The organism is Comamonadaceae bacterium OTU4NAUVB1 (assembly GCA_024372625.1).
GTDB lineage: Bacteria > Pseudomonadota > Gammaproteobacteria > Burkholderiales > Burkholderiaceae_C > Variovorax.
On sequence record CP099605.1, the window covers coordinates 511,583 to 534,848 of the forward strand.

Consider the following 23,266-nt stretch of genomic DNA (forward strand, 5'->3'; position numbering starts at 1 on the left):
CGAGTCCCCGTCCCGTGGACGTCCGACGCAGACTGCACCGTGTGGCCCTGGGCGTTGCACTCGGCCTGGGCTGCGCCAGTGCCTTCGCGCTTTGCGATCCCGTGACTTTCACGCCGAGCACGCCCGACGTCGGCACCAAGGGCTATGCGGCGTTGCCACCGGCGGATAGCGCCGGCTACAAGCTGGTAGGTCGCACCGCCGCCACTCTGCGCGCGGTATGCGACGACACCCCCGCGACACGTCAGATCAACTTCACCCTCCTGGTTCCGGGCGATGACCCGGGTCTGGTCAAGTGGAGTTCCAGCGTTTCGGGCGCAAGCAACGTCGGTGCTGCCAAGGTGGTCATCAACCAGGCGACCGTCGGTGGCTACGCGGTGCCCATGACCTTCACGCCCATCGGCGGCGCCACCTTGTCGCCCACGCTGGGTCCCGTCACCTTGAACAACGCGGGCATGCTGAGGCTCGACCTCAACGCCGTTCCTGGCACCGGTGACGCACGCAAGACGGTCGTGCTGGACATGCAGGTGCAAACGATGGTGAAAACCGGCTATGCGCCCTCAGGGTCTTCGCCGTTCCGGCTGGACCTGGGCGCGACGTTGCCGTGACTATCTGCTCCTGAAGACTTCGACGCCGACGGCTTCGCAGTCCGGATAGACATCGGGTTTGGCGGTCGACACGCGCGCCGCCCGCACCTTGGGGTGCGCCAGCACCTGCGTGAGCAGGTCGTCGCACAGCGTCTCCTGCAGGTGGATGTGGCCCTGGCTCAGGCGCGCGGCGACGGTGCGCCGGATGAAGTCGTAGTCGACCACTTCGTCGAGTTCGTCCGCGCGCGGCGTGGAAAGTTCCAGCGGCACGTAGAGGTCGACGTTGATGATCACGCGCTGCTCGGCGCGCTTCTCGAATTCGTGCACGCCGATGTTGATCCAGACCTCGTAGTTCTTCAGGAACACGCGGCGGCAGGACAGCAGCAGGGGATCGAGGGCTGCGGTGGTCATGGGGGGGAGGCTTTCTCGTCGTTGTCGGGGTGGAGCAGTTCGTCGACGACGAACATGATGTCGCGCGCGAGCGGCACCAGGTGCTGGCCGTTGTCCACGCACAGGGTGGTGCCGGTCACGCCCGGCGTGGCGGCCAGGAAGACGCAGGCGCGCGCCACGTCGGCCGGGTCGATGGGCCGGCGCAGCAGGTTGGCGCGCGCGGCGCGCCGGAAGTTCTCCGTGTCCTGCGGCCCGCTCTCGAACATGAGCCCCGGCGCCACGCCGCACACCCGCACGGCCGGCGCGAGGGCCTGCGCCTGCAGCGCGACGGCCCGCTCCAGCGCGAGCTTGGAGACGGTGTAGGAGAAGTAGTCGGGGTTCAGGTTGTAGACCTTCTGGTCGAGGATGTGGATCGCCGAGCGGTCGACGCCGTCGCCACCGGCCGCGGCGCCCTGGCGCGCCAGCAGCCGCGCGAAGTCCAGCGGCGCGACCAGGTTCACGCCGAGTTGGCGCAGGGCCGCGTCGGCCTCGAAGTCCAGGCCGGTGTCGGGCTCGAAGGCCGACGCGTTGTTCACGACGCAGTCGAGCGCGCCGCCGGCCGAGACCGCCGCCATCAACTCGGCGCGGCCGGCCGCGCCGGCGATGTCGGCCTCCACCGCCAGCGCGTTGCCGCCTTCGTCGCGCAACCGCTGGCACAGCGCCCGGGCGGCGTCGCGCGAGCCGCGGTACTGGCACCACACCTGCCAGCCCGCGCGCGCGAAGGCCTCGCACACGGCCGCGCCCAGGCGGCGGCCGCCGCCGGTCACGAGCACGCCGCGCGGCCGCGCTTCGGCCGGCGGCGCGCTGGCCGAAGCGGTGGAACGTCGGAGGGTGGAGCCGGTCATGCTGATAGATTTCCCGGAATGAACATGGATGCGGACAAAGGCAGGAACGGCCGTGGCGGCGGTCACGTGAACGGCGGCGGCGGCGGGCCGGGCGGAGCGGACGGCGCCCCGCGGGGCGGCGGCGCGCTGGCCCGGATTATCGACGCCTCGCTCGTGCGCGCGGGCGGCTGGCTGCCCTTCGACCGCTTCATGGCGCTGGCGCTGTACGCGCCCGGCCTGGGCTACTACGCCAGCGCGAGCCGCAAGTTCGGCCACCTGCCGTCCTCGGGCAGCGACTTCGTGACGGCGCCGGAACTCACGCCGCTGTTCGGCCGCGCGCTGGCCGTGCAGGTCGCCGAGGCGATGGCGCGCACCGGCACCGACGAGGTCTGGGAGTTCGGCGCCGGCTCGGGCGCCCTGGCGCGGCAGCTGATCGAGGCGCTCGACGCGCTGGGCCGGCCGCCGGCGCGCTACCGCATCGTCGACCTGTCGGCCACCCTGCGCGAGCGCCAGCGCGAGACCCTGGCGCCGCACGCCGGCCGCGTCGAATGGCTCGATGCGCTGCCCGAGACGATGACCGGCGTGGTCGTCGGCAACGAGGTGCTCGACGCCATGCCGGTGCGGCTGCTCGCGCGCGTGGGCGGACGCTGGTTCGAGCGCGGCGTGGTCGCCGATGCGGACGCGCCGTCGGGCCTGGGCTGGGCCGACCGGCCCACCGACGCCCGCCCGCCGGTGGCGATCGAGGGCGACCACGACTACCTCACCGAGATCCACCCGCAGGCCGAGGCCTTCGTGGCCACCCTGGCCGACCGGCTGGCGCGCGGCGCGGCCTTCCTGATCGACTACGGCTTCCCGGCCGCCGAGTACTACCACCCGCAGCGCCACATGGGCACCGTGATGTGCCACCAGGCCCACCGCGCCGACGGCGACGCGCTCGCCGACGTCGGGCGCAAGGACATCACCGCGCACGTCGACTTCACCGGCATCGCCCTGGCCGCGCAGGACGCCGGGCTCCACGTGCTGGGCTACGCGAGCCAGGGCCGCTTCCTCATCAACTGCGGCCTGCCGGCCCTGGCCGAGCCGGCCGGCGTGGCCGAACGCGCCCGCGCCGCGCACCTGATCCACGAGCACGAGATGGGCGAGCTGTTCAAGGTCCTCGCCCTGGGCGCGGGCGAGCCGTGGGAACCGCTGGGCTTCGCGCAAGGCGACCGCAGCCACACGCTGTGACGCGCGGTGCGGCGCCCCGGCTCGGGTCTAATCGATCGCCATGAGCCCTGACATTGCCGATGCCGAAGCGCTCCTGCGCACCGCCCACGCCCTCGCCGATGCCGCCGCCGCACGGTCGATGGCGTACTTCCGCACCCCGCTGGACGTCCTGACGAAGGCCGACGAGAGTCCGGTCACGCTGGCCGACCGCGCCGCCGAGGCGGCGATGCGCGAGATCCTGGGGGCGACCCTGCCCGACGACGGCATCTACGGCGAGGAGCACGGCAGCGAGCGGCTCGACGCGAAGCGCGTCTGGGTGCTCGACCCGATCGACGGCACGCGCAGCTTCATCACCGGCTCGCCGCTGTGGGGCACGCTCATCGGCGTGCTCGAGGGCGCGCGCGTGGTGCTGGGCGTGGTCGACATGCCGGTGCTGCGCGAGCGCTGGACCGGCCGCGCCGGCGTCGGCGCCGACCGCGACGGCACGCCGGTGCGCGCGAGCGGCTGCACGCGCCTGGCCGAGGCACGCATCGTCACCACCTCGCCCGACATCTTCGCCGCCGACGACTGGCGCGCCTTCGACGCCCTGAGCCGGCGCTGCGCGATGCGGCGTTTCGGCGGCGACTGCTACGGCTACGCGCAGCTCGCCGGGGGCACCATCGACCTGGTGGTGGAGGCCGGCCTCCAGCCCTACGACTACCTCGGCCCCACCGGGCTGATCGAGGCCGCCGGCGGTGTCGTCACCGACTGGGCGGGACGCCCGCTGGGACTCGACTCGGACGGCCGCGTCGTGGCGGCGGCCACGCCCGAGCTGCACCGCCAGGCGCTCGAGGCGCTGGCCGCCTAGGCATTCTCCGATGATCCGCTGGCTGCTCGTGACCGTCCTCGCGCTCGTGCTCATGAGCGGGCTGACGCAATGGCTGCGGCGCTTCGGCTTCGGCCGCCTGCCGGGCGATTTCGCGTTCCGCGCCTTCGGGCGCGAGTGGCAGGTGCCGCTGGCCAGCACGCTGGTGCTGAGCATGCTGGCGGCGCTGGTGGCGCGGCTGATCTGAAGTCCCGCCGTTCCCGATCCATCCACCCCTCCAGACAACGAAGGACCCGAACCCATGAGAGCCTGTGTCGACGTCGGCGGCACCAAGGTCGCCGTGAGCCTCTCGCGCGACAGCGCCGCCCCGCTGGTGGGCCGGCGCAGCGAACCCACCGCCACGCGCGGGGGCAACGACGCGCTGGCGCTGCAGATCCTGCGGCTGATCGACGAGGTGTGCGCCGCGCAGGGCGTCGATCCGGCCTCGGTCGACCGGGTCGGCGTGTCGTCGACCGGCCCCTTCGTGATCGCCGACGGCCGCATCGAATGCGCCTCGCCCAACCTCTGCGGCGGCATCGCCGGCCCGGCGCGCGGCCTGCCCAACGACTGGACGACGGCGCTGCTGGAAGCGCCGCTGGCGCGGCGCTTCGCCCACGTCCGGGTCGAGAACGACGCCGTGGCCGCCCTGGAGGCCGAGCGCCGCTGGGGCGCGCTTCAGGGCCTCGACCACTGCGCCTTCGTGACCTGGAGCACCGGGGTGGGCGTCGGGCTGTGCGTGGACGGGCGCGCGCTGCGGGGCAAGAACGGCAACGCCGGCCACGCCGGCCACAGCTTCGTCTCCGACGACGACGCCCGGGCGCTGTGCGGCTGCGGCAACCATGGCGACGTCGAGGCGCTGATCGCCGGCAACGCGATCGACCGCCGCTTCGGCCGCTCGGCCGAGGACCTGTTCGACGCCGCCAAGCGCGGCGACGCGCAGGCGCTGGCCACGGCCGAGGCGCTGTGCCGGGTGATGGGCCGCCTGCTCTACAACCTCGTCGCCACGCTCGACCTGCAGCGCATCAGCCTGGGCGGCAGCGTGTTCTGGCACCACCGCGATTTCCTGGTGCCGCGCCTGCAGGCCGGGATCGACGGCAGGCTCGCGGCGCTCACGCAGGGCGTGCGCGTGGTGCCGGCCGGACTGGGCGAGCGGCTGGGCGACTACGCGGCGATGGCGCTGGTCGACTGACGCTCAGGTGGCGCGCGGGCGTGGCGCGCGCGGGGCGCCGCCCGGGGCCGGGGTCGCGGTGGCGCCGGCGAGTTCGCCGAGCCGGCGCAGGCCGTCGGCCAGGACCGGGGACCAGGGGATGCCGCAGTTGATGCGCAGGAAGCCGTCGCAGCGCGCGGTGTTGGAGAACAGCGTGCCGGGGGCGACGAGGATGTGCTCGGCCAGCGCGGCGTCGAACACGGCCTGCGCCGAGCCGCCCGGTGGCAGTTCCACCCACAGCTGGAGCCCGCCCGGGGGCAGGTTCAGCCGCGTGCCGGGCGGAAAGTGCGTGGCGATGGCGTCGGCCGTGCGCTCGCGCTGCCCCCGCAGGGCCTCGCGCAGCCGGCGCAGGTGGCGGTCGTAGGCCCCCGTGGCCATGAACTCGCCGACGGCCCACTGCGCCAGTTCCTCGTTGCTGCGGCTGTGGGCGTACTTGAGCATCTCGACGCGCGCGTGCCAGCGTCCGGCGTGGATCCAGCCCAGCCGCAGGCCGGGCGCCAGCACCTTGTGCATCGACGCGCAGTGGATCACGCCGCCGTCCTCGTCGAAGGACTGCAGGGCGCGGGGCGTTCCCTCCGCGTCGAGCAGTTCAGTGTAGGTGTCGTCCTCGATCAGCGCCACGCCGTGGTCGCGGCACAGGCGCACCAGCCGGGCCTTGTGGGCCTCGGGCATCACGCTGCCCAGGGGGTTCTGCAGGTGCGGCACGACCACCACCGCGCGGATGCGTTCGTAGGCGCCCAGGGCCAGCTCCAGCGCCTCGATCGACAGGCCGGTCCGCGGACGGGTGGGGATCTCCAGGGCGCGCATGCCCAGGCTCTCCAGCACCTGCAGCAGCCCGTAGAAGGCGGGGGACTCCACCGCCACCGTGTCGCCGGGGCGGGCCACGGCGCGCAGGGCCAGGTTGAGCGCCTCGATGCAGCCGTTGGTGGGCAGCACGTCCTCGGGCGCGAGGCGCATGCCTGCGCGCAGCGCCCGGCGGGCCACCGCCTCGCGAAACGGCGTGCGCGCGCGCGAGGGCGACGCCCGCGTCAGCAGTTGCGGGTGCTGGCGCAGGCAGCGCGTCATCGCCGCGCGCAGGGCGTCGCCCGGATACAGCTCGGGGGCGCCACGGGCCATCGAGAGGTCCAGCCGCACCTCCCCATGGCGACGGCGGGTGACGAATTCCGAGACCTTCTCGTGGATGCCGACGAACTGCGCCGGGTCGGGCGCGCGGTCGGCGGCGGGCTCGTCCATCGGCGTCATGGCCAGGCGGCGCGGGTGGCGCACGAAGTAGCCCGATCGCGCGCGCGCCTCGGCCCAGCCGTCGCTCTCCAGCGTGCGACAGGCCTGCAGCGCGGTCGACAGGCTGACGGCGTGCAGCCGCATGAGGTCGCGCAGCGAGGGCAGGCGGTCGCCGGGCTGCAGCGAACCGGCCTGGATGGCCTGCAGGTAGTGCTGCGACAGCCGGCGGTAGCGGGGAAGGGGGGGCATGTCCATGGCGCGATGGTGCGCCCGTCCGGGCGATCGCGACAGATGCAGTTGCGGGCCCGGACGACCATAACAGCGCCCCGGCGCGGGGTGCTGTTGCGGTCGACGCAACGCCCGGGTGTGCCTGTTTTCCGGGCGGCGTCCGGCCTACGCTGGAGGCCCGTCCCCCGACCCTTCCAGGAGCCGACCATGCGTGCGCGACCCGATGCCTTCCCCCCTTCCGGTGATTCCGGTGCCTGCGCCGCGTCCGGCACCGCCGATGTCCGGCTCGACGCCGGCCGGACCCTGCGCCTGCCGGTGGTGGCCGGCACCGTGCTGGTGGCCCGCGCCGGCCGGCTGCGGGTCGCCGGGCCGTCGCGCTGGCTGGCCGAGCGGATGGTCGTGGTGGAGCAGGACCTGGCCGAGGGTCAGGCCCACGTCGTGGATGGCGCGGGCTGGGTGGAGGTCAGCGCCGTCGGCGCGGCGCACGCGTGGCTGCGCCGCATCGACCCCGCACCGGCGACGGGACCCGCGTGGACGTGGCCGCGGTTCCTGGCGCCCCGCCGGGCCGGGTCCGCGGCGGCGCGCTGAGGCCGTCCGGCGCGGCTCAGGCGGCCTGCGGCATTGCGCGCAGCGCCTCGAGGAAGGTGCGGCGCCACCAGTGGATGTCGTGCTCGCGGATGCCCTGGAGCAGCTTTTCGTGGCGGGCGCGCCGTTCGTCCAGCGGCATCTGCAGCGCCTGCTGGATGGTCTCGGCGGTGCCGTGCGTGTCGTATGGATTGACCAGCAGCGCCTCCTTGAGCTGTTCGGCGGCGCCCGCGAAGCGCGAGAGCACCAGCACGCCCGGATCGGCCGGGTCCTGCGCGGCCACGTACTCCTTGGCCACCAGGTTCATGCCGTCGCGCAGGGGCGTCACCAGCCCCACCGCCGCCGCCCGGCACAGGCCCGGCACGCGCTTGCGCGCCACCATGCGGTGGATGTAGCGCACCGGCATCCAGTCGAGCTCGCCGTAGTCGCCGTTGATGGCGCCGCACAGCGATTCGAGTTCGCGCCGGATGTCGGCATAGGCGTCGACGCTCTCGCGCGTGGGCGAGGCGATCTGGATCAGCGTCGCGCTGCGGCGGTTCTCCGGGTAGTTCGCCAGCAGTTCGCGGAACGCGCGCACGCGGTGCGGGATGCCCTTGGAATAGTCGAGCCGGTCGATCCCCAGCAGCAGGCGCCGGGTCGAATACTCGCGCTTCATGGTCTCGTACATGTCGCGCGCCTCCTTCGCCTGCGTGAGCGTCATGAACTCGTCGACGTCGATGCCGATCGGAAAGGCACTGCAGCGCACGGTCAGGCCGTAGGCGCGGAACATGTCGTCGCCCAGCGCCTCGCCGTGGGCCTCGTTGGCGACGTAGCGCTCGAAGTGCTGCACGTCCTGCTGCGCCTGGAAGCCGATCAGGTCGTAGGAGAACAGCGAGCGCGCCAGCCATTCGTGCTGCGGGATCGCCGCGAGGATGATCTGCGGCGGCAGCGGAATGTGCAGGAAGAAGCCGATGCGCTGGCGGCAGCCCATGGCGCGCAGCTCGGCCGCCAGCGGGATCAGGTGGTAGTCGTGGACCCAGATGACGTCGTCGTCCTTCAGCAGCGGCAGCAGCTTGCGCGCGAACAGCTGGTTGACGCGCCGGTAGCCGCCGATGAAGCCGGCGTCGAAGTTCGCCAGGTCGAGCCGGTTGTGGAACACCGGCCAGAGCACGTCGTTGCTGTAGCCGGCGTAGTAGCTGTCGTGGTCGTCGCGCGAGAGGTCCAGGGTGGCCAGCGTCACCTTGCCGGCCTGCTGGCGGTGCATCTCGCCCTCGCCGGTGGGCCCGCCCTCGACGATGTTGCCGCTCCAGCCGAACCACAGGCCCCCGGTCTGTTGCAGCGATTCGCCCAGCGCCACGGCCAGGCCGCCGGCGGCGGGCTTGCGCGGGTCGGCCACGCGGTTGGAGACGACGACGAGGCGGCTCACTCGCCGTCTCCCGCGCCGGCGCCGTCGCTCCCGCCGTCCGGGCCGTCGTGGCCGCCCGCGTGGCCGGGGCCGGGATCGCCGCCCGGCGAAGCCGCCGCGCCTTCCGTACCGCCCGTGCCGGGTCGCCGCAGCAGGTCGCGCGCGTTCACCAGCCACTCGAAGACCGCGCGCGTCGAGTCCAGCCGGTGCAGCGCCTGCGTCGGCCCCGGTCCCACCTTCACCGCGATGCCCCCGCGCGGCTGCACAACGGCGAAGCCGGTCTCGTCGGTGGTGTCGTCGCCCGCGAACACCGGCACGCGGCCGGCGAAGGGCGCCTCCCGCATGAAGGCGTCGATGGCGATGCCCTTGTTGACGCCCGAGGGCTTGACCTCGAAGACGAACTTGCCGTGCAGCAGCTCGAACTGCGGCTGGCCCTCGATCGCGGCGGTCATCGCGGCGCGGCAGACGGCCTCGCAGTCGGGTGCCTGGCGGTAGTGCAGGGCGATGGCCGCGTGCTTGCGCTCGACCAGCAGCCCGGGGTGTTCGCCCGCGACGCGGTTGGCGGCGTCGAGGACGCCGTGCAGGTCGGGCGTGGAGCGTTCCTGGATGCGGCCCTCGGCGTCGCGACGCTGCACGCCGTGCTCGCCGGCGGCGGGCAGGCGCAGGGGCGCGAGGAAGCGGTCGACGGCGTCGATCTGCCGCCCCGTGACGATCGCCAGCGCGCCACCGAGCAGTTCGTGCAGGTCGGTCAGCAAGGCGACGAGGGCGGGCGGCACCTCGATGGCCTCGGGCGTCTCCGCCAGGGCGACCAGGGTGCCGTCGAAGTCGAGGAACAGGGCGGCGTCGGGGGTGAGGCGGGGAGGGGTCTGCATCGTCGGATGAACTTAGCAGACGGGGAGCCGGACGGGAGTCGGCCGATGCCGCAAGCCGGTTCGGCCCGGCGTCAGTCCGGCGGCGCCGTCGTGCCCAGCGCCGCCGCCACGGCCGCGACGCGCGCGCGCGTCACGGCCTCGCCGATCTTCGGGCCCTTGGCGCCCCAGCGCAGCGCCGCCTCGACGGCCGGGCGCGTGTCGGTGGCCAGCGCCACCGCCAGCATCGCTGCGAGCCGCGCGCGCTGGGGATAGGGACGCGCCTCGAGGCCGAGCCGTCCGCGCGCGTCGCATTCGCAGGCCAGCAGCACCTCGTCGAAGCACCGGGGCTTGCGCAGCGCGTCGCAGCGCTCGAACAGCCGCACCAGCGCGGCCGCGCCCAGTTCCGCGCTGCGGTGGATGTTGCCGTGCTCGCGCGCCACCACGTCGGCCAGCTCGCGCAGTTCGACCGGCACGCGCCAGCGCTCGCACAGCGGGCGCAGCAGCCGGGCGCTGCGCTGTTCGTGGCCGATGTGGCGCGGCAGCACGTCGGCGGGCGTGTCGCCCTTGCCCAGGTCGTGGGTCAGGCAGGCGAAACGCACGCCCAGCGGCGCCGCCAGCCGCGCGGCCATGTCCAGCACCATCATCAGGTGGACGCCGGTGTCGACCTCCGGGTGGTGCGCGGCGGTCTGCGGCACGCCCCACAGCCGGTCGACCTCGGGCAGGAGCACGGCCAGCGCACCGCACGCGCGCAGGACCTCGAACATGCGCGACGGACGGCGCTCCATGAGGCCGCGCGCGAGTTCCTGCCAGACGCGCTCGGGCACCAGCGCGTCGGCCTCGCCGGCGGCCACCATCCCGCGCATCAGCGCCATGGTCTCGGGCGCGACCTGGAAGTCGTCGAAGCGCGCGGCGAAGCGGGCTACGCGCAGGATGCGCACCGGGTCCTCGCGGAAGGCGTCGGTGACGTGGCGCAGCACGCGCTCGCGCAGGTCGCGCTGGCCGCCGTGGGGGTCCACCAGCAGCGCCGGGTCGGGCCACGGCGCGGCCGGCGTCTCGCCGGGCGCCGGCACCCGCTCGGCCGGCAGGGCGATGGCGTTGACGGTGAGGTCGCGCCGCGCCAGGTCCTGCTCGAGCGTCACGTCCGGCGCGGCGTGGACGACGAAGCCGCGATAGCCCGGCGCGCTCTTGCGCTCGGTGCGCGCGAGCGCGTGCTCCTCGCGCGTCTCGGGATGCAGGAACACGGGAAAGTCGCGGCCCACGGGCAGGAAGCCCGACTCGGCCATGCGCTCGGGCGTGGCGCCCACCACGACCCAGTCGCGATCGCCGCCGGGCCGGCCGAGCAGGGCATCGCGGATCGCGCCGCCGACGAGGTAGGTCTTCATGCGGGCGAGTTTAGGGATTGTCCGGAGCACCGGAAAAGAACGACCGTTCGAAAATCCGCGTCCTGTCGTTCCGCCCTCCCTTCCGTGCGCCTGTCGCACCTGCTTCCTTCCCTCCGATCCACACCATGAAGAAATCACTCTGCACACTGGCCGTTCTCACCCTGGGCGCGTCCGGCGCCATGGCCCAGCAGGCTGGCGACTGGGTCGTCGGCACCGGCTGGCTGCATTTCGCGCCGCAGGATTCCAGCAAGCCCCTGACCTTCACGTCCCCGGTGCGCGCCGAGATCCCGGGCTCGGGTTCGGGCGTGGACAGCGCCAGCACGCTGGGGCTGAGCGCCATCTACTTCGCCGACAGCAACTGGGCGGTCGAAGGCGTGCTGGGCGTGCCGCCGAAGTTCAAGCTCCAGGGCGAAGGCACGCTCGCGCGCCTGGGCGAGATCGGCCAGGCCAGGCAGTGGAGCCCGACCGTGCTGGGCAAGTACTACTTCGGCAACGGCGCCGACCCGATCCGCCTGTCCCTGGGACTGGGCGCCACCTACGTCTGGTACAGCGACGTCAACCTCTCCGACGGCCTGCAGAACGCCGTGGGCGGCCAGTTGCGCCGCCCCCCGGGGACGTCGGGCACGACGGCCAAGCTCGACAAGTCCTTCGCGCCGGTCTTCAACGCCGGCGTGTCCTGGCAGCTCGACCGCCACTGGGGCGTGTCGCTGTCGGTGTCCTACATCCCGCTGAAGACGACGGCGACGCTGACCACGCGCGCGGCCAACGGCGCGACCATCGGCACCAGCGAGGCGCGCCTCAAGCTCGACCCGATCGTCACCTACGCCGCGGTGACCTACCGCTTCTGAGCGTCCGCAAACGCGGCCGGCGCCCTCAGGGCGCCGCGCGGTAGGGCTCGTCGAAGTCGACGAAGTCGTGCTCGGCCAGGGCGTCGTCTATCCAGGCGCGCACGCCCGGCAGCGCCAGCACCCGCTCGACGTAGGCCGCCACGTCCGGTGGCACCGGCAGGGCGTAGGTCGTGATCCGGGTGGCGACCGGCGCGTAGTAGGCGTCGACGATGCCGAAGTCGCCGAACAGCATCGGACCGCCGTGCGCGGCCAGCAACCCGCTCCACATGCCCGTGATGCGTGCCAGGTCGGCACGCACGCCGGGCTGGTCGCGCATCACGATGCGGCCCTGCGTCGACAGATCGGCCTCGATGTTCATGCCGCAATGCGCGCGCAGTGCGCGAAAACCCGCGTGCATCTCCGCGCACAGGGCACGGGCCTGGGCGCGCCGCGCGCGGTCGGCCGGCCACAGGGCGAGCCCGGGATGCGTCTCGGCCAGGTACTCGCAGATCGCCAGCGTGTCGGCCACGGCGAGGCCGTCGTCGACCAGCACGGGCACGGTGCCCGCCGGGTTGAGCGGGTCGACCACGCGGCGGAACGCCGAGCCGGGGGCGAACGAGTCGAAGCGCACCCGCACCTCCTCGAACGCGATGCCGGCCTGCTTCATCAGCACCCACGGGCGCATCGACCAGGAAGAGTAGTTCTTGTTGCCGATGTAGAGCTGGCGCATGGCGGGAAAGTCTCCGGGCGGGTGGATCGGGTGCCGCGATCGGCATCGATCGGGACGGCCACCCGGATGCTAGCGAAGCGGCGCGGATCGATTGATGCCGAAGCCCGCGTCGATTGATGAGCGATGCGCCCGCCGGGTGGCCCGGCGCGTTCAGCGCTGCGGCGGCGTCCTCGGCTTGTCCCCGGGGTCGCCCAGCGCGCGCTCGACCAGGCCGACCAGGCGCGGCATCAGCCCCAGCACCGCCAGCGCCAGCAGGGTGCTGAACAGGGCCATCATCTCGCGGCCCAGCCCGCAGGCCATCCCGATGGCGGCGGTCGTCCACAGGCCGGCCGCGCTGGTCAGGCCCTGGACCTGCTGTTCCTCGCGCCCGCTCTTGAGGATGGTGCCCGCGCACAGGAAACCGACGCCCGCGATCAGTCCCTGGATCACCCGGCTCATGTCGGCCGCGACGATGCCGCTGCTCTGGGGCACCAGCACGAACAGCGCCGACCCGATGGCCACCAGCATGTGCGTGCGGATGCCGGCGGCCTTGCCGCGCTGCTCGCGCTCGAAGCCCAGCGCGAAGCCGAGCAGGGCCGCGAGCCCGAGGCGCACCACGATGCGGGTGATCTGGGCCACGTCGCCGAAGTCGGAGAACTCGGCCGCGACGGTGTCGCCGACCTCGTCGAGCCAGCGCATCGTCAGGGCAGGTCGCGGTTGGGCTCGGGTTCGCGCGCGTCGCGCGGGCCGACCCGCCCGAGCCGCGCGCGCAGCGACTGCGGCTGGCCAGTGATGAGCGCGGCGTAGTTGGTGGTGTTGGCCAGCACCTTCTTCACGTAGTCGCGGGTCTCGGAGAACGGCACGTTCTCGGCCCAGATGGCGGCATCCATGACCGGACCGTTGCGCCAGGCGCGCGGGCGGCCCGGGCCGGCGTTGTAGGCGGCCGCGGCGAGCGCCATGGAGCCGTCGAAGTCGTCCAGCGCCAGCTTGAGGTAGCTGGTGCCGATCGTGATGTTGGTCTCGCGGTCGTTGATCTGGTTGGGCGTGAAGCCCGCGAGGCCGATCTTGTTGGCCGTCCAGCGCGCCGTCGCCGGCATCACCTGCATCAGCCCGGAGGCGCCGACGCCCGAGCGGGCGTCCATGATGAAGCGGCTCTCCTGGCGGATCAGGCCGTAGACGTACGCCGGGTCGAGGCCGATGTCGCGGCTCTTGCGCAGCACCGTGTCGCGAAAGGGCATCGGAAAGCGCTGCTGGACGTCGATGACGTCGCGGGTGCGCTCGCTGGTGTTGATGCAGCGGTCCCAGACCTCGCGCTGGCAGGCCAGGTCGGCGGCCGCGAGCAGTTCGCGGTCGCCCAGGCCGCCCTTGTCGTGCAGGCTGGTGGCGTAGTTCCACTCGCGCACGCCATCGGCGCGCAGGCCGATCGAGATCGCGTAGAGGCCGCGCGCGAGCGCCGGGTTGGCGCGGGCGGCCTGGCGCTCCTCGGCCGTGAGCGGCGCCGGGCGCGGGGCCGCGACGATGGGCCGGCCCAGGTCCTCCTGCGCCAGCATCTCGTAGAAGCCGCGCGTGCCGGCGATGCCTTCGAGCAGGACGCGGGCCTGGGCGCGCCGCTCGTCGCCGCCCAGGGCGTCGAGCGCGCGGGCGTGCCAGTAGACCCAGGTCGGGTCCTGGCGGGCGCTTTCGCCCATCGCCGCGACGGCGGCCTGGACGTCCTTCCACTGGCCGGCGCGCAGGGCGGCGCGCACTTTCCAGCCGAGCATGTCGTCGGACAGGTCGGCGTTCTTCGTGACGTTGGCGTAGTAGGTGTTGGCCAGCGGCGACAGCTTGGTCGCGGCCTGCCGCCCGATGGCGCCCCAGACCCAGTTGCGCTCCTCCGGCTTGAGCATCAGGCCCCACTTGCCGTCGAGCAGCCCGGCGGCCGTGTCGGCATCGGCGATGGCGACCTTGATCAGCGCCAGCACCACCATCTCCTTGCGTTCGGTCGAGGCGGCCATGACGGCGCCGGCGAGGAACTTGCCCGCGCTGGCGTTGACCTGCGCGAAGGTCGCGAGCGCCTCGGGCGCGACCAGCGCGATGGCGTCGCGCGCGGCCTGCGGCCGGTTGGCCTCGATGGCCAGGCGCGCCTTCTTCCAGACGTCCTCCGGGGCGATCAGGCGCGCGGCGACGAGGCGGTCGGCGGCCGTGAGGCAGCCGTCCTCGGCCTCGCGCTGGCGCAGCCACAGGTCGCGCACCTCGTCGGCCTGGGCGCGGGTGCCGACGCCGGTCCTGAGCATGTCCACCAGGATCGCGTAGCAGCGCACCTGCGCGTCGTCGCGCATGCGGTAGAGCGGATGCATGCCGGCGAAACCGTCCCAGTCGCGGCGCTGGCCCAGCAGCAGCAGCCAGTCGTTGCGCAGCCGGTCCTCCTGGTAGGTCCCGGCGTAGCGCGAGAGGAAATCCTGCACCTCGGGCGCGCCCGCCTCCTGCAGCCGCGCCTTCAGTTCCCAGTAGGCGGCCCAGGGTTCGAGCGCATGGCCGCGCGCCTGCGGCAGCAGCGCCGACAGGCGGGCCTTGTCGCCGCGCTGGAACGCCTGGCGCATCTGGAGGAGCGTGTCGTCGGAGGCGTCCTGGGCCCGGGCCGGCTGGAGCAGCGAGGCGAAGGCGAGGACGAGTGCGCCGGCCAGGGACAAGGGAGCGAGGCGCCGGGATGCCAGAATGCTTGGGAACTGCATCGGGGGATTATGGACAAGGCACACGATGGAAACGCACACGAGGGCCGCGCGCAGACCGCGGCCTTCCTCAAGTCTCAGTTGCGCGCGGCACTGATCGAACAGCGCCTGGGACTGCCCGACCGGGAGCGGCGCGCGGACCTGCTCCAGCGCGTGATGCGCATCTGGCTGGTCGGCCGGCCCGACACCGTGATCGGCGCCTACTGGCCGATCAAGGGCGAGTTCGATCCGCTGCCGGCGCTGCACCGCTGGAAGGAGGACGGCGAGCTGCTCGACGAGCCGCACCGTCGCCGCATCGGCCTGCCGGTGGTCGACCGCGTGAGCAAGACGCTGAGCTTCCACTCGTGGTATCCGGGCTGTCCGATGGAGAACGACGCCTACGACATCCCCAAGCCCAAGGACACCGAGCTCATCGTGCCGACCCTGCTGTTCGTGCCCTGCCTGGGCTACAGCGCGGGCGGCTACCGGCTGGGCTACGGCGGCGGTTTCTACGACCGCACCCTGGCGGCGCTGTCGCCACGGCCGTTCACGGTCGGCCTGGGTTTCACGCACGGCTTCCTCGACGAGTACGAGCCCGAGGCGCACGACCTGCCGCTGGACGCCATCCTCAACGACAACGGCGTCGTCTGGCCGGTGGGCTGAGCGGCCTCAGTCGAGGTCGTCGATCGTGTCGGGGTCGGGCACCTCGCCGATCGTCTCGCGCGTGACGCGGGCCTGTTCCTGCAGCCATTCGCAGAAGGCCTTGATCTCCGGGCGCAGGGCGTTGCGCGGGCCCACCAGCAGCCAGTAGCCCATGGGCGAGTCCATGCGGTGGCGCGGCAGCACCTCGACCAGGTCGCCGTTGGCCAGGCTCTCGGCGATGAGCGAACTGCGCGCGAGCACCAGGCCCTGGCCGGTCAGGGCCGCCTGCACCATCTGGTAGGCGTAGTTGAAGTAGAGCCAGCGCCTGGGCTGGGCGCGCGTCACGCCGTGGCGCTCGAACCAGCGCCGCCACGTCAGCCACTCGAGGTGCGTGCGGTGGGCGTCGCCGGCCTCGATCAGGGTGAAGGCGGCGAGGTCGGCGGGTTCCCGGATCGGCGGGCTGCTCTTGAGCAGCCAGGGACTCGCCAGCGGGGTGAGCGTCTCGCCGAACAGCCGCAGCGCGCCGGGGGGCATGTGCTCGCGCGGGCCGTAGCGCAGCGCGATGTCGACATCGGCGACGTCGAGGTCGACGGCCGCGTCGCTCGCGTCGATGCGGATGTCGATGCCGGGCTGCTCGCGCTGGAACGCCTCCAGGCGCGGGATCAGCCACATCGATGCGAACGAGGCGAAGGTGGTGAGCGAGACGCTCTGGCGGCCCGCGCTCTGGCGGATCTGGCGCACCGCGCCGTCGATGCGCGGCAGGGCCTGCTGCACCGCCAGCAGCAGCTGGGCACCCGCGGAGGTGAGTTCCACCGCCCGCGTGTGGCGCAGGAACAGGACGACGCCGACGTCCTCCTCGATGGCCTGGATCTGGCGGCTGACGGCGGACTGCGTGAGGGCCATCTCGTCGGCGGCGGCACGGAAGTTGAGGTGGCGCGCCACGGCCTCGAAGGCGCGCAGCTGGCCGGCGGCGATGGGGCGCGTGCGCAGGTGGGTCTGGGAGAACTGCATGGATGGATTGATGCGGGAATCGAATCAGTAGCGTAGGCCCAATTCATTGGACCGCCAATGGGTCGGACGCGATCATTCATTCCCGAAGCGCGTCGATGCGATGCCTTTCAAGCCACTTAGGAGTTCTCTCATGTCCAGCGCCGTCCTCGTTTCCTCGTCGTCCGACTCGCCGGTGTCCCGGTCGCCGTCGCCGATGGCGTCCGGCGCGGCCGCGGCGCCACGCGCCGAAGCGCTGACGCTGGTTCCCGGCCAGGCGAAGAGCCTGCGGGCCGGGCGTGCCGGCGTGCTGCGGGTGACCCGGGGCCGGCTCTGGGCGACGCGCGACGCGACGCGCCGCCGGGCCACGGAAGACCTCGTGCTGGGGCCGGGCGACACGCTGTCGCTGGAAGCCGGCGAGCGCGTCGTGATGGAAGCCTGGGACGGGCGGGGCGCCGACTGCGCCTGGACCGTGGCGTCGCCCGTGGCGCTCAGCCGCTGATGTCGAAGCCCGGGCGCAGCAGCAGGAAGCGGTCGAGGGCGGCCTGGCCCCGGAGGTCGTGGATGCCCGCCATGTCGTCGGCCCCCTCGCTCTGCGCGAAGCCCAGATCGAAGCGCTGGTAGCGGCGCTGGGCGCGCGCCCCTTCGTAGACCACGCGCACCGCGTGATGCCGGGGGTCGTGCGCGATGCGTCGCATCAGCGCGCCGACCTCGTCGCGCGCGCCCTCGACATGCTGGCAGAACCGCAAGCCGTCGAAGACCAGCAGGCCGGTGATGCGGTGCTGCGTGTTGCGCGCCCGCGCCTGCGAGACGATGCGCCCGACGATGCCGGGGGGCTGGTCCGGTGCCAGGACGCTGCAATAGAGGATTTCGTGGACGGTGGACATGGCGCTCGGCGTCAAGGGCAGGCGAGTGTAGGGAGCCGTCGCCAGCGTGCAAATGTCAAAAGACATGGGCGTGCCTCCTATAGTCGGACGCGAAAGAAGACATCCATGCGTGCCGAAGCCCCTGTCTGCCCTCCCTCCTGCGATGCCTGCGAATTGCGCGCCAATCCGGCGTTCGTCGGGGTGGCGGACCCGGAACTCCGCACGATTCAGGCGTTCCGCCACGGCACCCGCGCGGTGGTCGCGGGCGGCGCCATCGTCGACGAGCACCGGCGCAGCGCGTGGATCTTCACGCTCTACAGCGGCTGGGCCTTCCGCTACAAGACCCTGAGCGACGGCCGCCGCCAGATCCTGTCGTTCCTGTTGCCGGGCGACTTCATCGGCCTGCAGGACGAGTTCGCCGAAGGGCAGACCCACGGCGTCGAGGCCGCCACCGACGCCACGCTGTGCGTGTTCGAGCGCGACCGGCTCTGGGAGCTGTTCCACGCGCAGCCCAGGATCGGCTACGACATCACCTGGCTGGCGGCGCGCGAGGAGAAGATGCTCGACGACAACCTGGTGACGAACGGCCGGCGCAATGCGCCCGAACGCATCGCCATGCTGCTGATGCATCTCTACCGCCGTGCCGAGCGCCTCGGGATGACGCGCGACGGCGGCGTGCCGTTCCCCTTCAACCAGCAGCACATCGCCGACGCGCTGGGACTCTCGCTGGTGCACACCAACAAGACCTTGCGACGGCTCCAGGGGCTCGGACTGCACCGCATCGAGGACGGCCTGCTGCGGCTGCTGGAGCCCCACGCGCTGCAGACGCTGGGCGACTACTTCGAGCGGCCCCTGCGCCGGGTGCCGCTGATCTAGGGCGCGCGGCCGGGGCGCGACGAAGCAATTCGCCGAGAATCCGGCGACCCCAACCTCCGCTTCCCCGATCCATGAGCCACCCAGAGAATCCCGTCCCGGCAACCTGCGCGATCGCTCGTCCGGTCGATGCCATCGTCATGGCCGCCGGCAAGGGCACGCGCATGAAGAGCCGTCTGCCCAAGGTCCTGCACCGCCTGGGCGGCCAGGCGCTGGTGGCGCGCGTGCTGGACACCGCCTCGCGCCTGGGCGGCCGGCACGTCGTGGTCGTGACGGGCCATGGCGCGGAGGCGGTCGAGGCGGCCCTGTCGGCCCTGCCGCAGGGCCCCGGGTTGCGTTTCGCGCGTCAGATGCCCCAGCTGGGCACCGGCCATGCCGTGCAGCAGGCGATGCCGCTGCTGCCCGACGACGGCACGGTGCTGGTGCTCTCGGGCGACGTGCCGCTCATCGGCGAGCCGGCCCTGCGCGCGCTGGTCGAGGCGAGCGGCGGCGAGCGGCTGGCGCTGCTGACGATCGCGTTCGACGATCCCGCCGGCTACGGCCGCGTCGTGCGCGCGCCGGTGGCCGCCGACGGCACCGAAGGCCGGGTGCTGGCGATCGTCGAGCACAAGGACGCCGACGCGGCCCAGCGGGCCATCCGCGAGGTCTATAGCGGCGTGATGGCCGCGCCGGCGCACCTGCTGCGGGATTGGCTGGCACGCATCGGCAACGCCAACGCCCAGGGCGAGTACTACCTGACCGACGTCGTCGGCTTCGCCGTGGCCGATGGCGTGCCGGTGGTGGCCCACCGCATCGACGACGCCGCCCAGGTCGCCGGCGTCAACAGCCCGGCGCAACTCGCGGCGCTCGAACGCGCGCTGCAGTCGCGCCAGGCCGAGGCATTGATGGCCCGGGGCGTGCGGCTGGCCGATCCGGCCCGCTTCGACCTGCGCGGCACGCTGACGTGCGAGACGGACGTGGAGATCGACGTCAACTGCGTCTTCGAGGGTGCCGTCTTCCTGGGCGAAGGCGTGCGCATCGGCGCGAACTGCGTGATCGCCGACGCGCGCATCGAGGCCGGCGCGATCGTCCATCCGTTCACCCACATCGACGGCGAGCGCGCCGGCGTCACCGTCGGCGCCGACGCGCGCATCGGTCCGTTCGCCCGGCTGCGGCCGGGCGCCCGGCTCGGGGCCGACGTGCACATCGGAAACTTCGTCGAGGTGAAGAACTCGACGCTGGCCGCCGGTGCCAAGGCCAACCACCTGGCCTACCTGGGCGACGCCACGGTCGGCGAACGGGTGAACTACGGCGCCGGCAGCATCACGGCCAACTACGACGGCGCCAACAAGCACCGCACCGTCATCGGCGACGACGTGCACGTCGGCAGCAACTGCGTGCTGATCGCGCCGGTGGAGATCGGCGCGGGCGGCACGGTGGGCGGCGGCTCGACGGTCAACAAGAGCACCGCGCCCGGCAGCCTGACGGTCTCGCGCGCGCGCCAGGTGAGCTTCGCGAACTGGAAGCGTCCCGCGAAGACGCCGCGCTAGCGGCCCGGCGGCGTTGCAGCGGCGGCGGCGCGCTCAGTCCAGCGGCACCCGGGGTTCGAATTTCGCGCGCTTCAGGCTGAAGAAGGTCTTCACGTTGCGCACGTTCGCATCGGCGTTGAACAGCCGCTGCGAGAGCGCCAGGTAGCCCGGCATGTCGCGTGCCGCGACGATCAGGACGAAATCCGGTCCCGGGGACACCCGGTAGCACTGCTGCACCGCCTCATCGGCGCTCGCGCGGGACTCGAAGGCCGCCAGGCTGGCATCGTCCTGCCGGTCGAGCGAGACCTCCACCACCGCCTCCAGGCCATGCCCGCGCACCGCCGCGAGGCGGGCCGGCGACAGCACGGCGATCTCGCGTTCGATCAGACCGGCCGCGCGCAGCCGCTGCACGCGGCGCAGGCAGGTCGGCGGCGAGACGTCGACGCTGGCGGCGAGTTGCTGGTTGGTGGGCGACGCATCGCGCTGCAGGGCGTCGAGCAATCGAAGATCGATGGGATCGAGCTGGATGGATTCCATGATTCGACATTTTCTGAAATAAAAATTCTTCGGGTTCCTGGTGTGGAATTTTATTTCCTCAAAGTCGCAAAAACGGAACCATGCTTCGATGGGCGCCCTCTAGGATCGTCCGTTCAGCTTCAACTCTCCCAGGCAGGTCCTTCATGTGCGGCATCGTCGGCGCGGCTTCCCATCGCAACATCGTCCCGGTCCTCGTGCAGGGCCTCCAGCGGCTCGAATACCGGGGCTACGACTCGTGCGGCGTCGCCGTGCACGCGGGCGGGCTGACCCGCACGCGCACGACGTCGCGGGTGGCCGACCTCGTCGCGCAGGTGCGCGACGACCACGTCGAGGGCCTGACCGGCATCGCCCACACGCGCTGGGCCACGCACGGCGCGCCCGCCGTCCACAACGCGCATCCCCACTTCAGCCTGGGCCCGGGGGTCGCGGCCGGCGACGACACGGGCACGGTCCGCCAGGCCCGCGTGGGGCTGGTGCACAACGGCATCATCGAGAACCACGAGGCGTTGCGCGCCGGCCTGGAGGCGCGCGGCTACGTGTTCACGAGCCAGACCGACACCGAGGTCATCGCCCATCTGGTCGACAGCCTCCACGACGGCGACCTGTTCGAGGCCGTCAAGGCCGCCGTGCTGCAACTGCGCGGCGCCTACGCCATCGCGGTGATCGGCCGCGACGAGCCGCACCGCGTGATCGGGGCGCGCGCCGGATCGCCGCTGATCCTGGGCGTCGGGGCCGACGGCACCGAGAATTTCCTCGCCAGCGACGCGATGGCGCTGGCGGGCGTGACCGACCGGATCGTCTACCTGGAGGAGGGCGACGTCGTCGACCTGCAGCCGGGCAAGTACTGGATCGTCGACCGCGCGCACCGGCCGCTCGATGCCGCCCGACGCCCGGTGCGCACGGTGCAGGCGCACAGCGGCGCGGCCGAGCTCGGCCCCTACCGCCACTACATGCAGAAGGAGATCTTCGAGCAGCCGCGCGCCATCGCCGACACGCTCGAAGGCGTCGAGGGCATCGTGCCGGAACTGTTCGACGGCATCGGGCAGGACGGCGCGACGGGCGCGAGCGCGCACCGTGTCTTCAAGGAGATCGACCGCGTGCTGATCCTCGCCTGCGGCACCAGCTACTACAGCGGCTGCGCCGCCAAGTACTGGCTCGAAGGCATCGCCAAGGTCCCGACGCAGGTCGAGATCGCGAGCGAGTACCGCTATCGCGATTCCGTGCCCGACGCGCGCACCCTGGTCGTCACGATCACGCAGTCGGGCGAGACCGCCGACACGCTGGCCGCGCTCAAGCACGCGCGCAGCCTGGGCATGGAACACACGCTGACGATCTGCAACGTCGCCACCAGCGCCATGGTGCGAGAGTGCAAGCTGGCCTACATCACCCGCGCCGGGGTGGAGATCGGCGTGGCGTCGACCAAGGCGTTCACCACGCAGCTCGCCGGCCTGTTCCTGCTGACGCTCGCGCTCGCCCAGGCCAAGGGGCGCCTGGGCGACGAGGAGGAGGCCGCCTACCTCCGGCAGATGCGCCACCTGCCCGTCGCGCTGCAGGCGGTCCTGGCGCTGGAGCCGCAGATCATCGGCTGGTCGGAGGACTTCGCCCGCAAGGAGAACGCCCTGTTCCTCGGCCGCGGGCTGCACTACCCGATCGCCCTGGAAGGCGCGCTCAAGCTCAAGGAAGTGACCTACATCCATGCCGAGGCCTATGCCGCGGGCGAACTCAAGCACGGTCCGCTGGCCCTGGTGACGAGCGAGATGCCCGTGGTGGCCGTGGCGCCCAACGACGCGCTGCTCGAAAAACTCAAGAGCAACCTCCAGGAAGTGCGGGCCCGCGGCGGCGTGCTGTATGTGCTGGCCGACAGCGACACCCACATCGGCAACGGCGAGGGCCTGCACGTGATCCGCATGCCGGGCCACTACGGTGCCCTGTCGCCGCTGCTGCACGTGGTCCCGCTCCAGCTGCTGGCCTATCACACCGCCTGCGCGCGCGGCACGGACGTCGACAAGCCCCGCAACCTGGCCAAAAGCGTCACCGTCGAGTGACCGGCGGCACGCGGGGAGATGGTTGACATTCAGTTGACAATTCGTGAACAATTGCGACCGTCCGTCTATCTGAATCATCCTTTGATGACTGGATGAGCGCCGGTGCGCACTACGATCGACGAATGCAAACACTTCACCTGGACAGCGACGACTACGCCGACATGCTCGACTTCATCGCCACGGGCGGTCGCGCTGGCAGCATCAACACCTCGCAGGGCGACGCGTCGCAGTTCGTCGCCGACCTGTGGGCTCCCAGGGCACGCGCGATGACGACGGCCGTCGTGGCCATCGCCCATGCCGTGATCGACTCCCGCGCCTGAGCGTCTCCCGGGCGCCAGCGGTCCACCGGACCGCCTCGCGCCTCACCGACCGGGCGCAGCGGGCACGGGCGTGACGGTCTCCCGGATCACGCCACCGCCCAGGACGCTTCCTTGCGTGGAAGTCCGCCCCGTCTCCTTGATCCGTGCCTCGCAGTCGGCGCGATCGGCCACCGGCTGGTTCTGGCACCGCGCCAGCGCGTTGCGGTCCTCGACGCCCGCCGCGGGCGTGCTCAGACCCCCACGCTGGGCTTCCTGGCGCGCGGCGCCGGCCTCGCGCAGGCAGGCCTCCCGATCCTGCTGTTTGCCGTCGCAGGCGATCTGCCCGGTCTGGGCCCAGGACGGCGCGCCCGCCAGCAGCATGGCGCCGGTTACGCATGCCAGACCCAAAGAGCGAAACGTGTTTTTCATGATGTCGGTTCCAGGTAGGTGATCGAGGAAAGACCGCATCGGCCGGACGGCCGCCGCGATCGGCTGCGTTCCCATCGCGGTCACGGGCACCTGACGGAGCACCGGTCGCGCG

26 protein-coding genes are annotated in these 23,266 nt (G+C 72.3%); 13 read left to right on the forward strand and 13 right to left on the reverse strand.

Going from position 1 to position 23,266, the window contains the following annotated elements; all coding sequences use genetic code 11:
- The first annotated feature begins 14 nt into the window (after positions 1 to 14).
- Positions 15 to 605, forward strand: coding sequence for a hypothetical protein (locus NF681_05725; protein ID UST54692.1), 591 nt, complete (start codon positions 15 to 17; stop codon positions 603 to 605).
- On the opposite strand, the gene NF681_05730 is transcribed toward NF681_05725, so the two are convergent.
- Both NF681_05730 and NF681_05735 read right to left on the reverse strand, forming a co-directional pair.
- Complete coding sequence (locus NF681_05730; GenBank protein UST54693.1) at positions 606 to 995, reverse strand: dihydroneopterin aldolase; 390 nt, start codon at positions 993 to 995, stop codon at positions 606 to 608.
- Positions 992 to 1,858, reverse strand: coding sequence for an SDR family oxidoreductase (locus NF681_05735; protein UST54694.1), 867 nt, complete (start codon positions 1,856 to 1,858; stop codon positions 992 to 994). The genes NF681_05730 and NF681_05735 overlap by 4 nt, the downstream gene beginning before the upstream one ends.
- A 24-nt stretch (positions 1,859 to 1,882) precedes the next feature.
- Between NF681_05735 and NF681_05740 the strand changes: the two genes are divergently transcribed.
- Genes NF681_05740 through NF681_05755 form a run of 4 tightly spaced genes read left to right on the forward strand, consistent with a single transcriptional unit; the run spans position 1,883 to position 5,076 of the window.
- Positions 1,883 to 3,064 carry an SAM-dependent methyltransferase gene (locus NF681_05740; GenBank protein UST54695.1) on the forward strand — a complete coding sequence of 394 codons (1,182 nt, stop codon included), beginning with the start codon at positions 1,883 to 1,885 and terminating at the stop codon, positions 3,062 to 3,064.
- Between the two features lie 40 nt (positions 3,065 to 3,104).
- Positions 3,105 to 3,890 carry a histidinol-phosphatase gene (hisN, locus tag NF681_05745; GenBank protein ID UST54696.1) on the forward strand — a complete coding sequence of 262 codons (786 nt, stop codon included), beginning with the start codon at positions 3,105 to 3,107 and terminating at the stop codon, positions 3,888 to 3,890.
- A gap of 10 nt (positions 3,891 to 3,900) precedes the next feature.
- Complete coding sequence (locus tag NF681_05750) at positions 3,901 to 4,095, forward strand: DUF2905 domain-containing protein (GenBank protein UST54697.1); 195 nt, start codon at positions 3,901 to 3,903, stop codon at positions 4,093 to 4,095.
- 54 nt (positions 4,096 to 4,149) lie between these two features.
- On the forward strand, positions 4,150 to 5,076 hold the full coding sequence (locus tag NF681_05755; GenBank protein ID UST54698.1) for an ROK family protein: 927 nt from the start codon (positions 4,150 to 4,152) through the stop codon (positions 5,074 to 5,076).
- Between the two features lie 3 nt (positions 5,077 to 5,079).
- On the opposite strand, the gene NF681_05760 is transcribed toward NF681_05755, so the two are convergent.
- Complete coding sequence (locus NF681_05760; GenBank protein ID UST54699.1) at positions 5,080 to 6,564, reverse strand: PLP-dependent aminotransferase family protein; 1,485 nt, start codon at positions 6,562 to 6,564, stop codon at positions 5,080 to 5,082.
- A 186-nt stretch (positions 6,565 to 6,750) separates the two neighbouring features.
- Here NF681_05760 and NF681_05765 point away from each other — a divergent pair, with 186 nt between their 5' ends.
- Entirely contained in the window at positions 6,751 to 7,131 is a 381-nt protein-coding gene (locus NF681_05765) for a hypothetical protein (protein ID UST54700.1), read from the forward strand.
- A 16-nt stretch (positions 7,132 to 7,147) separates the two neighbouring features.
- On the opposite strand, the gene otsA is transcribed toward NF681_05765, so the two are convergent.
- The 3 genes from otsA to NF681_05780 form a co-directional block, all read right to left on the reverse strand.
- A complete protein-coding gene (gene otsA / locus NF681_05770) occupies positions 7,148 to 8,533 on the reverse strand; it encodes an alpha,alpha-trehalose-phosphate synthase (UDP-forming) (GenBank protein UST54701.1) in 1,386 nt (461 codons plus the stop codon).
- Positions 8,530 to 9,384 (reverse strand): trehalose-phosphatase, encoded by an 855-nt coding sequence (otsB, locus tag NF681_05775; GenBank protein UST54702.1) that lies wholly within the window; start codon positions 9,382 to 9,384, stop codon positions 8,530 to 8,532. Before otsB ends, otsA begins: the two co-directional genes overlap by 4 nt.
- A gap of 71 nt (positions 9,385 to 9,455) precedes the next feature.
- Entirely contained in the window at positions 9,456 to 10,745 is a 1,290-nt protein-coding gene (locus NF681_05780) for a multifunctional CCA addition/repair protein (GenBank protein UST54703.1), read from the reverse strand.
- A gap of 125 nt (positions 10,746 to 10,870) precedes the next feature.
- On the opposite strand from NF681_05780, the gene NF681_05785 reads away from it, so the two are divergent.
- On the forward strand, positions 10,871 to 11,593 hold the full coding sequence (locus NF681_05785; GenBank protein ID UST54704.1) for an outer membrane beta-barrel protein: 723 nt from the start codon (positions 10,871 to 10,873) through the stop codon (positions 11,591 to 11,593).
- A gap of 25 nt (positions 11,594 to 11,618) precedes the next feature.
- On the opposite strand, the gene NF681_05790 is transcribed toward NF681_05785, so the two are convergent.
- The 3 genes from NF681_05790 to NF681_05800 all read right to left on the reverse strand — a co-directional run bounded on the left by NF681_05790 (position 11,619) and on the right by NF681_05800 (position 14,992).
- The gene (locus NF681_05790) at positions 11,619 to 12,302 is read right to left on the reverse strand and encodes a glutathione S-transferase family protein (GenBank protein ID UST54705.1); all 684 of its coding nucleotides are present in this window, start codon (positions 12,300 to 12,302) and stop codon (positions 11,619 to 11,621) included.
- Between the two features lie 150 nt (positions 12,303 to 12,452).
- A complete protein-coding gene (locus tag NF681_05795) occupies positions 12,453 to 12,980 on the reverse strand; it encodes an MgtC/SapB family protein (protein UST54706.1) in 528 nt (175 codons plus the stop codon).
- A 2-nt stretch (positions 12,981 to 12,982) separates the two neighbouring features.
- Positions 12,983 to 14,992 (reverse strand): lytic transglycosylase domain-containing protein, encoded by a 2,010-nt coding sequence (locus NF681_05800; protein ID UST54707.1) that lies wholly within the window; start codon positions 14,990 to 14,992, stop codon positions 12,983 to 12,985.
- A 9-nt stretch (positions 14,993 to 15,001) separates the two neighbouring features.
- Here NF681_05800 and NF681_05805 point away from each other — a divergent pair, with 9 nt between their 5' ends.
- Complete coding sequence (locus tag NF681_05805; GenBank protein UST54708.1) at positions 15,002 to 15,631, forward strand: 5-formyltetrahydrofolate cyclo-ligase; 630 nt, start codon at positions 15,002 to 15,004, stop codon at positions 15,629 to 15,631.
- 6 nt (positions 15,632 to 15,637) lie between these two features.
- On the opposite strand, the gene NF681_05810 is transcribed toward NF681_05805, so the two are convergent.
- The gene (locus tag NF681_05810) at positions 15,638 to 16,621 is read right to left on the reverse strand and encodes a LysR substrate-binding domain-containing protein (protein UST54709.1); all 984 of its coding nucleotides are present in this window, start codon (positions 16,619 to 16,621) and stop codon (positions 15,638 to 15,640) included.
- A 130-nt stretch (positions 16,622 to 16,751) separates the two neighbouring features.
- Between NF681_05810 and NF681_05815 the strand changes: the two genes are divergently transcribed.
- Complete coding sequence (locus tag NF681_05815; GenBank protein UST54710.1) at positions 16,752 to 17,099, forward strand: DUF2917 domain-containing protein; 348 nt, start codon at positions 16,752 to 16,754, stop codon at positions 17,097 to 17,099.
- Here NF681_05815 and NF681_05820 read toward each other — a convergent pair.
- Positions 17,089 to 17,484, reverse strand: coding sequence for a BLUF domain-containing protein (locus tag NF681_05820; GenBank protein ID UST54711.1), 396 nt, complete (start codon positions 17,482 to 17,484; stop codon positions 17,089 to 17,091). The genes NF681_05815 and NF681_05820 overlap by 11 nt on opposite strands.
- Positions 17,485 to 17,589: 105 nt before the next feature.
- Here NF681_05820 and NF681_05825 point away from each other — a divergent pair, with 105 nt between their 5' ends.
- Together NF681_05825 and glmU are read left to right on the forward strand one after the other, a co-directional pair.
- Positions 17,590 to 18,339: a Crp/Fnr family transcriptional regulator gene (locus NF681_05825; GenBank protein ID UST54712.1), complete on the forward strand. Its 750-nt coding sequence runs from the start codon at positions 17,590 to 17,592 to the stop codon at positions 18,337 to 18,339.
- Positions 18,340 to 18,410: 71 nt separating this feature from the next.
- Positions 18,411 to 19,865, forward strand: coding sequence for a bifunctional UDP-N-acetylglucosamine diphosphorylase/glucosamine-1-phosphate N-acetyltransferase GlmU (glmU, locus tag NF681_05830; GenBank protein UST54713.1), 1,455 nt, complete (start codon positions 18,411 to 18,413; stop codon positions 19,863 to 19,865).
- Positions 19,866 to 19,898: 33 nt separating this feature from the next.
- On the opposite strand, the gene NF681_05835 is transcribed toward glmU, so the two are convergent.
- Positions 19,899 to 20,381 (reverse strand): Lrp/AsnC family transcriptional regulator, encoded by a 483-nt coding sequence (locus NF681_05835; GenBank protein ID UST54714.1) that lies wholly within the window; start codon positions 20,379 to 20,381, stop codon positions 19,899 to 19,901.
- Between the two features lie 143 nt (positions 20,382 to 20,524).
- Here NF681_05835 and glmS point away from each other — a divergent pair, with 143 nt between their 5' ends.
- Together glmS and NF681_05845 are read left to right on the forward strand one after the other, a co-directional pair.
- On the forward strand, positions 20,525 to 22,426 hold the full coding sequence (gene glmS, locus NF681_05840) for a glutamine--fructose-6-phosphate transaminase (isomerizing) (GenBank protein ID UST54715.1): 1,902 nt from the start codon (positions 20,525 to 20,527) through the stop codon (positions 22,424 to 22,426).
- A 122-nt stretch (positions 22,427 to 22,548) separates the two neighbouring features.
- On the forward strand, positions 22,549 to 22,746 hold the full coding sequence (locus NF681_05845) for a hypothetical protein (GenBank protein ID UST54716.1): 198 nt from the start codon (positions 22,549 to 22,551) through the stop codon (positions 22,744 to 22,746).
- A gap of 42 nt (positions 22,747 to 22,788) precedes the next feature.
- Here NF681_05845 and NF681_05850 read toward each other — a convergent pair whose 3' ends face one another.
- Positions 22,789 to 23,106 carry a hypothetical protein gene (locus NF681_05850; protein ID UST55684.1) on the reverse strand — a complete coding sequence of 106 codons (318 nt, stop codon included), beginning with the start codon at positions 23,104 to 23,106 and terminating at the stop codon, positions 22,789 to 22,791.
- Between the last annotated feature and the right edge of the window lie 160 nt (positions 23,107 to 23,266).